At 71.0% G+C, this 14,429-nt stretch carries 13 protein-coding genes; 5 read left to right on the top strand and 8 right to left on the bottom strand.

The features are described from left to right. Positions 1 to 25 precede the first annotated feature (25 nt). Positions 26 to 1,450, bottom strand: a complete 1,425-nt coding sequence (locus N538_RS25045) for an amino acid permease (protein WP_051549209.1) — start codon at positions 1,448 to 1,450, stop codon at positions 26 to 28. Between the two features lie 153 nt (positions 1,451 to 1,603). Here N538_RS25045 and N538_RS0111755 point away from each other — a divergent pair, with 153 nt between their 5' ends. Beyond that, entirely contained in the window at positions 1,604 to 2,428 is an 825-nt protein-coding gene (locus N538_RS0111755; protein ID WP_155992066.1) for a collagen-like triple helix repeat-containing protein, read from the top strand. A gap of 31 nt (positions 2,429 to 2,459) precedes the next feature. Here N538_RS0111755 and N538_RS0111750 read toward each other — a convergent pair whose 3' ends face one another. Together N538_RS0111750 and N538_RS0111745 are read right to left on the bottom strand one after the other, a co-directional pair. Next, positions 2,460 to 3,815: an HNH endonuclease signature motif containing protein gene (locus N538_RS0111750; protein WP_028637473.1), complete on the bottom strand. Its 1,356-nt coding sequence runs from the start codon at positions 3,813 to 3,815 to the stop codon at positions 2,460 to 2,462. An 83-nt stretch (positions 3,816 to 3,898) separates the two neighbouring features. After that, entirely contained in the window at positions 3,899 to 4,081 is a 183-nt protein-coding gene (locus N538_RS0111745) for a hypothetical protein (RefSeq protein ID WP_155992065.1), read from the bottom strand. Between the two features lie 52 nt (positions 4,082 to 4,133). Between N538_RS0111745 and N538_RS0111740 the strand changes: the two genes are divergently transcribed. Beyond that, positions 4,134 to 4,454, top strand: coding sequence for a putative quinol monooxygenase (locus N538_RS0111740; protein WP_028637471.1), 321 nt, complete (start codon positions 4,134 to 4,136; stop codon positions 4,452 to 4,454). 3 nt (positions 4,455 to 4,457) lie between these two features. On the opposite strand, the gene N538_RS25040 is transcribed toward N538_RS0111740, so the two are convergent. Further along, a complete protein-coding gene (locus N538_RS25040) occupies positions 4,458 to 5,936 on the bottom strand; it encodes a M1 family metallopeptidase (protein ID WP_197025315.1) in 1,479 nt (492 codons plus the stop codon). A gap of 169 nt (positions 5,937 to 6,105) precedes the next feature. Here N538_RS25040 and N538_RS0111730 point away from each other — a divergent pair, with 169 nt between their 5' ends. Beyond that, a complete protein-coding gene (locus N538_RS0111730; RefSeq protein WP_028637470.1) occupies positions 6,106 to 6,525 on the top strand; it encodes a hypothetical protein in 420 nt (139 codons plus the stop codon). A gap of 56 nt (positions 6,526 to 6,581) precedes the next feature. On the opposite strand, the gene N538_RS0111725 is transcribed toward N538_RS0111730, so the two are convergent. Genes N538_RS0111725 through N538_RS0111715 form a run of 3 tightly spaced genes read right to left on the bottom strand, consistent with a single transcriptional unit; the run spans position 6,582 to position 9,222 of the window. Next, positions 6,582 to 7,334: an SDR family NAD(P)-dependent oxidoreductase gene (locus N538_RS0111725; protein WP_028637469.1), complete on the bottom strand. Its 753-nt coding sequence runs from the start codon at positions 7,332 to 7,334 to the stop codon at positions 6,582 to 6,584. After that, entirely contained in the window at positions 7,331 to 8,530 is a 1,200-nt protein-coding gene (locus N538_RS0111720) for a cysteine desulfurase-like protein (protein ID WP_028637468.1), read from the bottom strand. Before N538_RS0111720 ends, N538_RS0111725 begins: the two co-directional genes overlap by 4 nt. After that, on the bottom strand, positions 8,527 to 9,222 hold the full coding sequence (locus tag N538_RS0111715; protein ID WP_028637467.1) for a SprT-like domain-containing protein: 696 nt from the start codon (positions 9,220 to 9,222) through the stop codon (positions 8,527 to 8,529). Before N538_RS0111715 ends, N538_RS0111720 begins: the two co-directional genes overlap by 4 nt. Before the next feature lie 125 nt (positions 9,223 to 9,347). Here N538_RS0111715 and N538_RS0111710 point away from each other — a divergent pair, with 125 nt between their 5' ends. Continuing rightward, the gene (locus N538_RS0111710) at positions 9,348 to 10,361 is read left to right on the top strand and encodes a hypothetical protein (RefSeq protein WP_028637466.1); all 1,014 of its coding nucleotides are present in this window, start codon (positions 9,348 to 9,350) and stop codon (positions 10,359 to 10,361) included. A gap of 15 nt (positions 10,362 to 10,376) precedes the next feature. Then, on the top strand, positions 10,377 to 10,928 hold the full coding sequence (locus N538_RS0111705; protein WP_231496199.1) for a Uma2 family endonuclease: 552 nt from the start codon (positions 10,377 to 10,379) through the stop codon (positions 10,926 to 10,928). 504 nt (positions 10,929 to 11,432) lie between these two features. On the opposite strand, the gene N538_RS0111695 is transcribed toward N538_RS0111705, so the two are convergent. Next, positions 11,433 to 14,321 carry a vitamin B12-dependent ribonucleotide reductase gene (locus N538_RS0111695; protein WP_028637464.1) on the bottom strand — a complete coding sequence of 963 codons (2,889 nt, stop codon included), beginning with the start codon at positions 14,319 to 14,321 and terminating at the stop codon, positions 11,433 to 11,435. Between the last annotated feature and the right edge of the window lie 108 nt (positions 14,322 to 14,429).

Below are 14,429 nucleotides of genomic sequence, written 5' to 3'. Positions count from 1 at the left end.
GTGCGCGCTCTCCACAGGCCCCGGCTCAGGTGTCCTTCGTCTGCACGACCGTCCCGTGCCCGAGCTTGCTGTGCCGGTAGCCGTAGACCGCATAGATCACCACGCCGATCACGAACCACACCGCGAACCGCACCCACGTCTCGGGCTGGAGCTTGGTGACCAGCCACAGGGAGAACGCGATGCCGAGCAGCGGCGTGAACGGCATCAGCGGCGTCCGGAACGTGCGCGGCAGCTCCGGCGAGCGGTAGCGGAGCACGATCACCGAGGCGGACACCACCACGAAGGCGAGCAGGATGCCGATGTTGGTGAGCTCGGCGGTATCCCCGATCGACACGAAACCGGCGATGCCGGCCGACACGATCCCGACGATCCACACCGGCCGACTCGGCGAGTGGTGCTCGTTGGTCTTCGCGAACCAGGCCGGCAGCAGACCGTCGCGGCTGATCGCGTACCAGACCCGGCTCGCACCCAGGGTGAAGGAGAAGAGCACGGTGACGATGCCGACGATCGCGCCGACGGCGACGACCTTCGAGAACCCGCCCAGCCCGACGGACTGGAACGCCTCGCTGAACGCCGCGGTGCCGCTCAGGTCCTGGTAGTCGACCATCCCGGTCAGCACGGTCGCCGCCAGCAGGTAGAGCACCATCGCGATCGCGAGCGAGTAGATGATCGCCTTGGGCAGGTTCCGCTCAGCCTCCTTCGACTCCTCGGCCGCCGTGCTCATCGCGTCGTACCCGAAGACCGCGAAGAAGACCGTCGCCGCACCCGTCGCCGCGCCGCTCAGCCCGTGCGGGAAGTACGGCGTCAGGTTGTCGGTGTCGATGTAGAAGACGCCGACCACGATCACGGCGAGCACGATCAGGAGCTTCACGCCGACCAGCCAGGTCTCGACCTTGGCGCTGGTCTTGATGCCGCGGTTCAGCAGCCACGCGACGCCCAGGCAGAGCAGCACCGCGAACAGGTCGATCCGGTGCCCGTCACCGGTCCCGGGCGCACCGAGCATCCACGCGGGCAGGTCGAGCCCGATCGCGTCGGCGAGGAAGGTGATGTACTGCGAGACGCCGATCGCGACGACCGCGACGATCGCGGTGTACTCCAGCAGCAGGTCCCATCCGATGAACCACCCGACCGCCTCGCCGAGGACGGCGTAGCCGTAGGTGTACGCCGACCCGGCGACCGGGATCAGCCCGCCGAACTCGGCGTACGACAGCGCCGCGCACGCGCTCGCGACGCCCGCGATCAGGAACGACACCGTCACCGCCGGGCCCGCCGTGTCCTTCGCGACCGGCCCGGCCAGCGCGAAGATGCCGGCCCCGATGATCGCGCCGAGGCCGATCGCGGTCAGCTGCCACAGCCCGATGGAGCGCTCGAGCCCCCCGTCGCTCTCCTCGGTCTGCACCGGCTTCCGCCGGAAGATGCCCGTCCTCGGTTCCACCCGCTGCTCGGTCATGGGCCTCTGGTACCCAGTTGCGAGAGGTCCGTGACACCCGCTCCAGGCACGACCTCTGAAGTGCGTCATGACTGCCGACGGTCGCCGTCCCTGTCCGGGGACGTGACGACAGGGCACGACCCACGACGAACGGACGACACAGCGGTGAAGGTGATGCGGTCACGGACCGGAGCGGTGGTGCTCACCGCCGCCGCGATGATCGCGGCGAGTGGCGTGGGCGGAGCGGCGGCAGGCAGCCTGATCACCTCGAAGCAGATCAAGGACGGCACCGTCGCCTCGGTCGACGTCAAGGACGGGACGCTCCAGGAGGCGGACCTCAGCACCGCGGCCCGCCGCGTCTTCGGCCTGCCCGGCCCGCAGGGTGCGGCGGGTCCGGAAGGTCCGCGGGGTCCGCAGGGAGAGGTCGGTCCGGCCGGTCCGTCGGGGCCGCAGGGCGACCCGGGCAGCGCCGGCGCCGACGGTCTCCCGGGAGCGACCGGGCCTGGTGGCCCGGCCGGGCCTCAGGGACCGGCTGGCCCCCAGGGGCCGGCGGGTCCGCAGGGACCTGCCGGGGTCTCGTCGGTCCAGACGGTGGTCATCCCGGCCGGCGCCACGGTGACGCCGGGCGGCACGGTGCTCGGCCAGGTCTCCCTCTCGCCGTCCGTCAACTACGTCGTCACGGCGGGGGTCACCGCACTGTCGAGCGTGACCGACTCGATGCAGTGCCAGCTGGGCGCCTCCACGAGCCCGAGCTGGGACGACATGGGCGAGACCGACGTCACCGGCAGGGCCACCGTCCCGCTCGAGCACGCCTATCCGCGGATGAACGGGCTCACCCAGTACACCGTCACCGTCGCGTGCCGCTCGGCCGCGGAGAACTACGTCGTCGACACCGGCCACATCTACGTCTGGCAGGTGGGCAGCATCAGCTCCCCGGGCTCCCACGTCCTCTACCGAGTCGGCAGGTCCGACCTGTCCTGGGCTCCCATGGGGAAGTGAGCCGGGCAGATCGCAGCGGTCGAGGGCGCGCTCAGGCAGCTCGGTACGGCGGCGAGACCAGGAAGGTGTAGCGGCCGCTGTCGTCGGCTCGCGGTGGCGGGGACCAGGCCGGTCTTCGGGTGACCGGATCGATCCGGAGCCGCCAGGCTGTCTGGTGCACGGTGGTGTGATGTCGTCGGCAGAGCAGCGCCAGGTTGTCGAGGCTCGTCGGACCACCGTCGACCCAGTGGACGACATGGTGGGCGTCGCACGCCTCGGGAAGCCGGCTGCAGCCGGGGAAGACGCAGTGGGCGTCGCGGGCGACCAGCGCGTGCCAGATCGCGGTCGTCACCAGCCGCTGCGTGCGACCCACGTCGAGCACCTGGCCCGTGGCGCCGAGGACCATCGGGATCAGCTCGGTGTCGCAGGCGATCCGCCGGGCGGCTCGGGCCGAGAGCGGCCGGCCACCGGGCAGCAGCCCAGCCGAGGTATCCAGGTCCCGCTGCAGGTCGTCGAGGGAGATGGTCACGACCATCCGCGGCGTCGCACCGTGGCTCTCGGGCAGCAGGTCGGCCGTCTGCAACCGGCGGCACGCCTCCACCAGCGCGTCCCACATCCGGACGCCGAAGTCGCGGGGGTCGCGACCGTCGTGTGCGCAGGCCTGCTCGGGACACGGAGTGCCCCGGTCTCCCGGGTCCGTGAGGTCGCGCCGTCGGCCGCCGCAGGCGCCGGGCGTGCCGCTCACCGGCGCGGCCAAGGGCATCAGCACCGACTTCAGCTGCTCGACCTCCTCACCGCTGCCGTACCCCTTGATCCAGACGCCGCCGAACTCGTCGTCGGAGAACGAGAGGAAGCGTGCGCGGTGCGCGGCGCGCTCGGCGCGCGGCAGGGACAGGTCGGCACCCAGCAACCGGTGGTCCGGATCGAGCTCGGCCACGATGGCCGGCCAGGCGTGGTCGAGGTCGGTGGCGTCGAGGTCGCGCGCTCGCGCCAGCAGCAGCCCCTCGGCGGCGCCGCGCAGCTCCTCGACCGCGGGCAGCTGCCCGACCCGGCGTCCGATCACGCGCGCCTTGTCGGCCGACAGCCAGCCGTCCGCGAGACCCCGCTGGGTCCGCGGCAGCTCGCGCAGCGCCGCCACCAGGCGGAGCACTCCGCCCCCGGCGCCCTTGCGGCCGCCCGACACCGCCGTCAGGAAGTCCTTCGTCGAAGCCCAGCCCACCGTCGCGGCGGCCTCGGTGCGCTCCAGCCGCTCCGCGGCCTTCAGCTTCGCGGCATCCAGACGCGCCTGCACCCGCTCGAGCTCGACCACGGCGGCCGGCAGGTCCTCGACCGGCACCTCGTCCCACCGGATCTCACTCAAGCGCGCGACGGCCTCGTCGGCCGTGGCGATCGCGGTGAGGGAGAACATGGCGCGAGTCTACTCGAACATGTGTTCGAATGCAATGCCCATCCGCTACTGCCCGGACGGCGCGGACTCGCTGGGGCTCGGTGTCAGTCGGCGGCCGTCGCGTCCCGCCGACGTTCCGCAGCAGTGGCTGCTTCCCAGGACTTCGCGCGGTACTCGCGCAGCTTCCGCAGGGCGTCGCGCGCAGCGTCCTTCGGGACCTGGTCGCCGTCGAGCGACCGGAGCCAGGCCACGAGCTTCTGGCCCGGGACGATGTCGACGCCGTCCACCACCCGCGCCTCGGAGGGCGTTCCTTGAGCCCGGCGGTGCTAGGAAGGGCAGATGATCTTCATCACCGCCAAGTTCCGCATCAAGCCCGAGCACGCCGATGCCTGGCCCGAGATCACCCGCTCCTTCACCGAGGCCACCCGCGCCGAGCCCGGCAACCTGTGGTTCGACTGGTCCCGCTCGGTCGACGACCCGAGCGAGTACGTCCTGGTCGAGGCGTTCCAGGACGACGCAGCCGGAGCCCACGTGAGCTCGGACCACTTCAAGCAGGCGCAGGCCGACCTGCCGCCGTACCTGGTCGAGACGCCGAGGATCGTGAACTTCCAGGTCGACGGCACGGAGTGGTCCGAGCTCGGGGAGATGCGGGTCGGCTAACCCTCAGCGCCCCTCGACCCGCGCGAGCACGGCATGGGTGTGCTGGATCTTCGACCACGAGGCCGGGACCGCAGAGCGCTCGGTCGCCGCGACCCGCGAGCGGAAGCCCGGCGGGAAGCCGTTCGCCTCCGTCGGTGCCGGCCGCCGGTCGCTGTAGAGCCAGGCGTCGAAGAACGACCCGAGGTCCTCGCCCGACACGCTCTCGGCCAGCGCGATGTACTCGGGGATCGAGCCGTTGCCGTACTGGTGCTGCGCCGCCCAGTCCCGCATGACGGCCATGAAGTCGGCGTTGCCGATCCGGGTGCGCAGCGCCTGGAGCGTCATCGCACCGCGGTCGTAGACGGCGTAGTGGAACTCGTTGTGCGCCCCCGGGTTGCCGATCTTCACCTTCCACATGTCGTTGCCGCGGCCGTAGGCCCGCCAGTACTGGCGGAACAGCTGCTTCGCCGTGCCCTCACCGTGCTTCTCCGACCAGAGCCACTCGGTGAACGACGCGAAGCCCTCGTTGAGCCAGATGTCGCGCCAGCTGTGCACCGAGACCGAGTCGCCGTACCACTGGTGGGCGTTCTCGTGGACGACGACGTAGATGTTGGAGCCGGTGCTCCAGAACCCGCGCGTGTAGACCGGTCGGGTCTGGTTCTCCAGCGCGAACCCGAAGTCGGCGGCTGGCGCGACGCCACCCATCGCGTCGAACGGGTACGCGCCGTACTGCTGCGCCTCGAACCGCAGCACGCTCGGCGTCCGCCGGAGGTCCCTGGCCGCGTACCGGCCCTCGCGGCCCCCGTGTGAGGCGACCGCCGTGATCACCGGCAGGCCGTCCACCCGCGACCGCTCGATGTCGAACTGCCCGGCCACGAAGAACGCGAGGTACGCCGCCATCGGCTTCGCCTCACGCCAGTGCCAGGTCCGCCTCGCGTTCCTGGCGTCGTGCGAGACGAGGACGCCGTTGCCGAGCACCTCGAGGCTCTTCGCCACTGTCACGCTGACGTCGTACGTCGCCTTGTCGCGCGGGTGGTCGTTGGCGGGGTACCACCACGCTGCGATCTCGGGCTCACCGACGGCGGCTGCGCCGTCGTCGGTGCGGATCCAGGGCCGGACCCCGTCGGACCGCACCGTCGACGGCTTCCCCGCGTACGCAACGTCGACGGTCATCTCCTCGCCCGTCGCCAACGCCTGCCGCGGCGTGACGACCAGCTCGTGCTTGCCCTGCGTGTACGTCGCGCGCTCGCCGTTGACCTTCACGCTCGACACCGGCAGCACGAAGTCGAGGTCGAACCTCGTCAGGTCCTGCGTCGCGTGCGCGGTGATCTTCGTCCGCCCCGCGAGGTGGTCGGTCTTCGGCTTGTAGGTGATGTGGATGCCGTAGTGGTCGACGTCGTACCCGCCGTTGCCGTAGTCCGGGTAGTACGGGTCCCCGATCCCCCGCGCTCCGGTCGTGTCGCCGGCCGGCGCGGCTTGGGCGACGCCGAGCGGCAACAGCAACGCCGTACCCACTGCCAGAGCGGTACGGCGAACTCGTGCTCCTGATGTCATGACTGTCCTCCCGAGAACGGGCCACCCCCGTGGCCCCTGCCAGCATTCGATCACAGGCCGCCGACGACCGTCGGCCCGAGATGAGGGGAACCGGGGGTCGCGGACCTACTGTGGGGACATGGTCGCGTGGTCAGCAGTCGGTCGTCAGCACGTTCTCGCCGCGATCCACGAGTACGACGAGGTCGGGCAGGACGCGTTCCTCGATCGCTACGGGTTCGCCCGGTCACGCGAGTACGTCCTGCGATACGCCGACCACAGCTACGACTCGAAGGCCGTCCTCGGCGCCGCGGTCCGGTACGCCACCGGCACCGCTGCCACGTCCGGCGACTTCTCGGGCGGCAAGTCGGGTGCCGCGAGGGTGCTGCGCGATCTCGACTTCGAGGTCCTGTCTCCGGAGAAGGACAGCTCGGTCGCGTCGGTCCCGACGACGAGCATCCCGAACCAGCGCCGGACCAACGGCATCGAGCCCGTGGTCGCGACCTGCCCGACCTGCTTCCTGGCCCTGCCTGCCTCCGGGGCCTGCGACTACTGCGACTGACCCGCCGCGAGCGGGTACCGGCCGGCGAGCGCCAGCACCGCCGTACGTGCACGGGCTCAGCTGCGCAGGTAGGACGCGCCGTTCACGTCGATGATCGTGCCGGTCGAGAACCTCGCCTCGGGCGAGGCCAGCCACAGCACCGCCGCCGCGACCTCCTCCGGCCGCGCCACGCGGCCGAACGGTGACTGCGCCCGCACGGCGTCGCCGCCGGGGCCGTCGAGCACCTCGCGCGCCATCTCGGTCTGCACGAAGCCCGGCGCCACCGTCCCGACGGTGATCCCCTCCGGCGCCAGCGCGATCGCCAGCGACTGGCCGAAGGCGTTCATCCCGGCCTTCGACGCCCCGTAGGCCGGGTTCCTCGGCTCCCCGCGGAACGCGCCTCGGCTCGACACGTTGACGATCGCCCCGCCGCCGACCGCCCGCAGGTGCGGGATCGCGCAGTAAGCCGCGTTCGCGGCACCGACCAGGTTGGTGGTCAGCGTCTGGGACCAGGCCGCCTGCCACTCGTCGTACGACGTCTCCAGCGGCGGGTGCGCCACGAAGATGCCGGCGTTGTTGACCAGCACGTCGAGCCGGCCCAGCCGCTCGGCGGCGGAGTCGACGGCGCGCCGTACCGCCTCCGCGTCGGTCATGTCCGCCTGCACGGTGGTGTGGCCGTCGCCCGGCAGCGATGCCACGACGCCCTCGGCGAGGTCGGCCGACGACCCGAAGTGCACCGCCACCTGGTCGCCCTGCGCCGCGAACGCGCGCACGATCGCGGCGCCGATGCCGCGGGAGCCGCCGGTCACCAGCACGCCGCGCGCCGTCACTTCGCGACCTCCGCCACGCCTGCGAGGAGGCGCTCGACGTCGTCGGCGCTCGTGTACGGCGCCAGGCCCGCCCGCACCGCGCCCCCGTCGCCCAGACCGAGCCATCGCGACGCCTCGATCGCATAGAAGCTGCTGGCCGGGGCGTTCACGCCGGCTGCGGCGAGGTGCTCGTACACCTCACGGTTCTCCCGGCCGGCGACCGAGAAGAACGCCGTCGGCGTACGCCGCGCGGGGTTGCCGTACAACGTCACGCCGTCGATCGCCCGCAGCCCCTCCAGCAGCCGCTCGAACAGCGCATCCTCGTACTCCTCCACCGCGCGCATCGACTCCAGGACCCGGGTCCGCCGGTCGCCGGCATCCGACGCCAGCCCGGCGATGTAGTCGATCGCCGCCGTGGTGCCCGCGAGCAGCTCGTACGGCAGCGTCCCGAGCTCGAACCGCTCCGGCACCTCGTCGCTGGCCGGCAACAGCTTGTCAGGCTGGATCCGCTCCAGCAGCTCCCGCGCCGCGACGACCACGCCGTGGTGTGGGCCGAAGAACTTGTACGGCGAGCAGGCGTAGAAGTCGGCGCCCAGCGCCGCGACGTCCACCGGCGCGTGCGGCGTCAGGTGCACCCCGTCGACGTACAGCAGCGTCCCCACCTCGTGCACCGCCTCCGCGATCGCCGTGATGTCCGGCCGCGTCCCGAGCACGTTCGACGCCCCGGTCACCGCGACCAACTTCGTGCGAGGCGAGAGCTCAGCCCGTATGTCGTCGACGCCCAGCTCGGCCGTCTCCCGGTCGAACCCGAGCCACCGCACCCTCGCCCTCGCGGCTTCCGCCGCGTGCACCCACGGCCGGATGTTCCCGTCGTGGTCGAGCCGCGTCACCACGACCTCGTCGTCGGGCCCCCACTCCTTCGCGAGCGCCCGGGACACGTCGTACGTCAGCTGACTCATCGACCGCCCGAACACGACCCCGCCCGGGTCGCAGCCGAGCAGGTCCGCCACCGCTTGGCGGGCACCCGCCACGACGTCCTCCGCCCGCCGCTCGGAGGCGGTCACCGTCCCCCGGTTGGAGATGCCGGACGTCATCGTCCGGGCGATCGCCTCGGCGACTTGCCGCGGCACTTGGGTGCCGCCGGGTCCGTCGAAGTACGCGATGCCCTCGCCGACAGCCGGGAAGTCCTTGCGGATGCGGTCGACGTCGAAGGTCATGGCGCCATCATGTCGGTCGCGGGCTCCACCATCGCGAACGGCACGGTCAGCACCCGATCGCCGACCTGCAGGTGGTAGCGAGTCCGGCCTCGCTTGACCAAGGTCCCGGCCACGCCGTCGTACTCGCTGCCCGGTACCGCGATCCGCACCGCGTCACCGAGTCGCAACGGCACCGGCTGTTGCTTCGCCTCCGGGTCCAGCAAGCGGTCGAGCTCGGCGCGATACCCGGGCAGCATCGGCGCGGGCCGGCCGCGGTAGGTCCAGGTGAGCAGGTGCGCAACGTCGAAGGTGGGCGAACAGCTGCCGCAGGCCATCGGCCGCTGAGGACGTCGGTGCCGAGTGCGCCGATGTCCGGCCGGACAGGTACCGACCCAGTGCCCGTCGATCTTCGGCGCGTCCTCGCTCGAGCAGCGCAGCCCGGTGCAGCCGATGCGCAACGCGGTCGCCCGCCACACCTCGTCGTGTCCATGTCGGGGGCCGACGAGCGCGTGCGCGATCTCGTGCAGGATCGTGTCCCGGACCTCCGCCTCGGGGTGGAGGGCGGTCAGTGGCCCACTCAGCCCGATCTCCTTGCGATCGGATCGACACACGCCGGCCCGCCGCTTGGCGCGGTCGAAGGCCAGCCTCCAGTCCTGCAGTCCGTGCTCGTCGAGCAGGGCCCGCCCCAGCTGCGCGGCCGCGGTCAGCTCCACGCCATCCCCGTCGTCATGGCGGAGACCGTAGCTGCGGTCACCGACATGGGGCCTGTGGATGACCCCTGCGCGCGGCCGGCGACCCGGGTGAAACTCCGTGGACCCGCCCACGACAGGAGGAACCCATGCCGACACCACTCCCTGAGGTCGACCGCACGCTGCACGACTCGTTGGTCCACCTGGTCCGCGAACACGGCCCGCTCGACCTTCGGACGCTGGCTCGTCGCGCTCGTCTGACTGCCGGCCGACCGGCCGTCGACGAGACGACCGTCTCGGCCGTGGTCGCCACCGGGACGCTACTCGTCGAGCGACCGGACGGCCGCGTCACCTACCTCGGCGACGTGCTCGACGGCATCGTGCTCACCCATCGCGTACGCGGCTCCCTCCGCGACCGCACCGACCTGTGGCTGGGCCGTGGCGTCCAGCCCTTCCTGGCCATGGCCGTGCTCGAGCCCCTGCCGTTGGCCAGTGGCGGCGAGGCCCGCCTCGCCGAAACACCCGATCCCGTCCTGCTCGGCCCGGACGGCTGGCTGCCGCCCGCCGAGCACGGTGACCTCGTCGCGTTGCAGTGGAGCGCGGGCCAGCTGCACCTGCGGCTGGTGGACCCCGCCGAGCTGCCCGGGCCGGCCGAGGAGGACGGCGTACGACGCCTGCTGTCCGCGCACTGCCGGACCGAGCGATGGTGGAGTGACGGCGACGAGGACTGGGTCCGCAACGCGCTGCTGCTCGAGGCGCTCGGCCGCGCGCGGCTCGAGGACCCGCAGCTGCTGTCAACGCCGCACACGCCGCTCGACCAGTTGCTCTACGACCCCCTCAGCCGCGATCCGCAGGCGCACTGGCGTGACACCGCCGCCCTGCGACAGGCCGATTGCGTCAGCTTCTTCGTGGAGGGCATGCCGTTCGGGTTGGACCGTGAGCTGCGGCACCGCGCGGAGCGTTACGGGATGACGTTCGACCAGTTCCTGATCACCCTCCTCGGGCACCTGGCGTGGCGCACGCCCTTCGCCGAGGACTTGGAACCCTGGGAGGACTGGTGGCCCGAGGAGGCCTCGCGGACCCGGTCGTCCGTGACTCCGCTCCGGCTGGCCACGGCCGCGGAGCCCACGTCCGGCGGGTCACATCCCGACCAGGCCGGATGAGGCACCATGGAGAGCATGACGACGCTCCCGCGTGGGCGCACCATGACCCGCGCCGACCTCGAGGCGCTCCCCGAGGACGGGTGGCGCCATGAGCTCGTCGATGGCGCGCTCGTCATGACTCCGGCACCGCGGTTGCGCCACCAAGCGGCCGTCGTCCGCCTCGTGGTCGCCCTGGACGCCGCGTGCCCAGCCGACCTGAGAGTCCTGGTAGCGCCGTTCTCCGTCGTCCTCGGCCCCGACACGGTGGTACAGCCCGATCTCCTGGTCGCGCCACGATCGGCGATGTCCGACACCGGCCTCGACGGCCCTCCGCTCCTTGCCATCGAGGTCCTCTCGCCGTCGACCACCCACATCGACCTCGGCCTCAAGAAGGCTCGCTACGAGGCCGCGGGCTGCCCGTCGTACTGGGTCGTCGACCCCGGCTCCACCGAGCACGAGCCGTCGATCACCGCGTGGCATCTCGAGGACTCCGCGTACGTCGAGATCGCGACCGCTGGTGCTCGGGAGCGACTCGCCGTCACCCAGCCCTACCCCGTACAGATCTCGCCGGCCGATCTGGTGACCTGACTCTCCAAGCCAGCGGACGCAGTGGCGCCGCCTGCAGGTCGTCTGCCATGTGGAGCTCCGCGACGCCCAGCTCCGCGCCCTCCGCTCGAATCCGACCCAGAGCACCGCACGTTCCCCGTCGTGATCGAGCCGGGACACCACCACCTCGTCCCCCGGCGCCCACTCCCTCGCCAGCGCCCCACGACACCTCGTACGTCACCTGCGTCATCGAGCTCCCGGACACCACGCCACCCGGTCGCACCCGAGCAGGTCCGCCACCGCCTGCCGCGCACCGACGACGACGTCCTCGGCCCGCCGTTCGGCGGCCGTCACCGTCCCTCGGTCGGAGATGCCGGACGTCATCATCGGCGATCGTCCCGGCGACCTGCCGCGGCACCTGGGTGCCGCCGGGTCCGTTGAAGTACGCGACGCCCTCGTCGAGAGCCGGGAAGCGATGGTCGTTCGGCGTGTTGTGGACGAGGGCGGACCGCATGGTGCGGCCCGCCCTCGTCGTAGGACCCTCGATCAGCTGCAGCCGCTGGTGCTGCCGCAGCCCTCGCAGACGTAGCAGGAGCCGGCGGGGCGCATCTTGGTGCCGCAGGTGAAGCAGAGCGGGCTGTCGACCGCGTGGCCAGTGATCTGCTCGAGGAGCTCCGCCGAGGTGTGGGCGGTCCCCGCGGGCTTGGCGGGGACCTCGCGGGCCTCGGAGCCGTGGGTGTCCTTGGTCTCGACAGTCTCCGCCTCGACCGTGTCGACGAGCTCGACGACCGGGGCCTCGATCAGCTCGGCCGGGGACCCGGTCTCCTCGACGGGCTCGTAGGAGCCGGTCTCGAGGTAGCGCTGGCGCTCCTCGGCGGAGTAGATGCCGAGGGCGGAGCGCTTCTCGTAGTCGAGGTAGTCCAGGGCCAGGCGGCGGAAGATGTAGTCCATGATCGACTGGCTCATCCGCACGTCCGGGTCGTCGGTGAGGCCGGCGGGCTCGAAGCGCAGGTTGGTGAACTTCGAGACGTAGGTCTCCAGCGGGACGCCGTACTGCAGGCCGATGCTGACCGCGATCGAGAACGCGTCCATCACGCCGGCCAGGGTCGAGCCCTGCTTGCCGAGCTTGAGGAAGATCTCCCCGAGCTCGCCGTCCTCGTGCGCGCCCGAGGTCATGTAGCCCTCGGCGCCGCCCACGGTGAAGGAGGTGGTGCGCGAGACGCGGGACTTCGGGAGCCGCTTGCGGGTCGGTGCGTAGACGATCTTCTCGACGACCTTGGTCGCGGCGTCGTCGGCGGCGGCCGCCGCGTCGGCAGCGTCCTTCTTGGCCTTGCCGCCGCCATCGGCGAGCGGCTGACCCACCTTGCAGTTGTCGCGGTAGATCGCGGTCGCCTTCAGGCCGAGCTTCCAGGACTGGAGGTAGACCTCCTCGATCTCCTCGACGGTCGCCGACTCCGGCAGGTTGACCGTCTTCGAGATCGCGCCGGACAGGAACGGCTGCGCCGCCGCCATCATCCGCACGTGGCCCATCGGCTTCAGCGAGCGGGCACCCATCGCGGTGTCGAAGACCTCGTAGTGCTCGGTCTTCAGGCCCGGCGCGTCGATTACGTGGCCGTGCTCGGCGATGTAGGCGACGATCGCCTCGACCTGCTCGGGCTGGTAGCCCATCTTCCTCAGGGCCCGCGGGATCGTCTGGTTGACGATCTGCATCGAGCCGCCGCCGACCAGCTTCTTGAACTTGACCAGCGAGAAGTCCGGCTCGATGCCGGTCGTGTCGCAGTCCATCATGAAGCCGATGGTGCCGGTCGGGGCGAGCACCGAGGCCTGCGCGTTGCGGAAGCCGTTGGTCTCCCCCAGCGCGACCACGTCGGCCCAGGCCTGGGTGGCCAGCTTGTGCACCTGGTTGTCGGCGATGCCGAGGGTGCGGACAGTGTCGTTCGCGGCCTGGTGCTTGCGCATCACCCGCTTGTGCGCCTCGGCGTTGCGGGCGTAGCCGGCGTACGGGCCGACGACGCCGGCGAGCTCCGCCGAGCGCTTGTACGACGTACCGGTCATCAGCGAGGTGATCGTGGCCGCCATCGCCCGACCGCCGTCGGAGTCGTAGCCGAGGCCCATCGCCATCAGCAGCGCGCCGAGGTTGGCGTAGCCGATGCCGAGCTGGCGGTAGTCGACGGTGGTCTTGCCGATCGCCTCGGTCGGGAAGTCGGCGAAGCAGATCGAGATGTCCATCGCGGTGATGATCAGCTCGACGGCCTGCGCGAACAGCTCGGCGTCGAAGGTGTCGTCGTCCTTGAGGAACTTGAGCAGGTTCAGCGACGCCAGGTTGCACGAGGAGTTGTCCAGCGACATGTACTCCGAGCACGGGTTCGACGCGGTGATCCGGCCGGTCTCGGGGTTGGTGTGCCAGTCGTTGATGGTGTCGTCGTACTGGAGGCCCGGGTCGGCGCACTCCCACGCGGCGGTCGCGATCTTGCGGAACAGCTCGCGGGCGTCGACGCGCTCGATGACCTCGCCGGTCTTGCGGGCCCGCAGCCCGAAGTCGGTGCCGTCCTCGACCGCGCGCATGAACTCGTCGCTGACCCGGACCGAGTTGTTGGCGTTCTGGTACTGGACCGAGGTGATGTCGGCGCCACCGAGGTCCATGTCGAACCCGGCGTCGCGGAGCGCGCGGATCTTGTCCTCCTCGCGCGCCTTGGTCTGCACGAACTCCTCGATGTCCGGGTGGTCGACGTCGAGGACGACCATCTTCGCGGCGCGACGGGTGGCGCCACCGGACTTGATGGTGCCGGCCGAGGCGTCGGCACCGCGCATGAAGGAGACCGGGCCGCTCGCCGTACCACCGGAGGAGAGCAGCTCCTTGGAGGAGCGGATCCGGGAGAGGTTCAGGCCGGCGCCGGAGCCGCCCTTGAAGATGAAGCCCTCTTCCTTGTACCAGTTCAGGATCGAGTCCATCGAGTCGTCGACGGAGAGGATGAAGCAGGCCGAGACCTGCTGCGGCGACGGGGTGCCGACGTTGAACCAGACCGGGGAGTTGAAGGAGAAGTACTGGTGGGCGAGCAGCCAGGTGAGCTCGTGCTCGAACGTCTCGGCGTCGGCCGCGCTCGCGAAGTAGCCGTGGTCGACGCCGGCCTTCGTGTAGGTCTTCACGACCCGGTCGATGATCTGCTTCAGGCTCCACTCGCGGACGTCGGTGCCGACCGCACCGCGGAAGTACTTGGTCGTGACGATGGTCGAGGCGTTGACCGACCAGAAGTCGGGGAACTCCACGCCGCGCTGCTCGAAGACCGTCTCACCGGTCTTCCAGTTCGTCTGCACGACGTCGCGGCGCTCCCAGGTGATCTCGTCGTACGGGTGCACCCCTTCCGTGCTGAAGACACGCTCGATCTTCAGGCCTGCGCCCGTCTGCGCGGCCTTCCCGCTCACCGTCTCGGTCATCCCTCTTGGTCCCGTCTCTCGAGGTTGCTGTTCCATCATTGCTGCTGCCACCGACAGTCGATGGCGACGTTGGTGCGCCCGGCGCATGCAGCTTCCCCACTACACACG

It is taken from the genome of Nocardioides sp. URHA0032 (genome assembly GCF_000620645.1).
Classification (GTDB): domain Bacteria; phylum Actinomycetota; class Actinomycetes; order Propionibacteriales; family Nocardioidaceae; genus Nocardioides.
The sequence above is the reverse complement of the archived record's forward strand: the minus strand, read 5'-3'. Positions and strand labels throughout refer to the sequence as shown.

Excerpts from the sequence above, each read along its gene's own strand:
- N538_RS0111755 (WP_155992066.1), top strand. The coding sequence starts at position 1,604 with ATGCGGTCACGGACCGGAGCGGTGGTGCTCACCGCCGCCGCGATGATC.
- N538_RS0111740 (WP_028637471.1), top strand. The coding sequence starts at position 4,134 with ATGATCTTCATCACCGCCAAGTTCCGCATCAAGCCCGAGCACGCCGAT.
- N538_RS0111710 (WP_028637466.1), top strand. The coding sequence starts at position 9,348 with ATGCCGACACCACTCCCTGAGGTCGACCGCACGCTGCACGACTCGTTG.
- N538_RS0111730 (WP_028637470.1), top strand. The coding sequence starts at position 6,106 with ATGGTCGCGTGGTCAGCAGTCGGTCGTCAGCACGTTCTCGCCGCGATC.
- N538_RS0111720 (WP_028637468.1), bottom strand. The coding sequence starts at position 8,530 with ATGACCTTCGACGTCGACCGCATCCGCAAGGACTTCCCGGCTGTCGGC.
- N538_RS0111695 (WP_028637464.1), bottom strand. The coding sequence starts at position 14,321 with ATGACCGAGACGGTGAGCGGGAAGGCCGCGCAGACGGGCGCAGGCCTG.
- N538_RS0111750 (WP_028637473.1), bottom strand. The coding sequence starts at position 3,815 with ATGTTCTCCCTCACCGCGATCGCCACGGCCGACGAGGCCGTCGCGCGC.
- N538_RS0111705 (WP_231496199.1), top strand. The coding sequence starts at position 10,377 with ATGACGACGCTCCCGCGTGGGCGCACCATGACCCGCGCCGACCTCGAG.
- N538_RS25045 (WP_051549209.1), bottom strand. The coding sequence starts at position 1,450 with ATGACCGAGCAGCGGGTGGAACCGAGGACGGGCATCTTCCGGCGGAAG.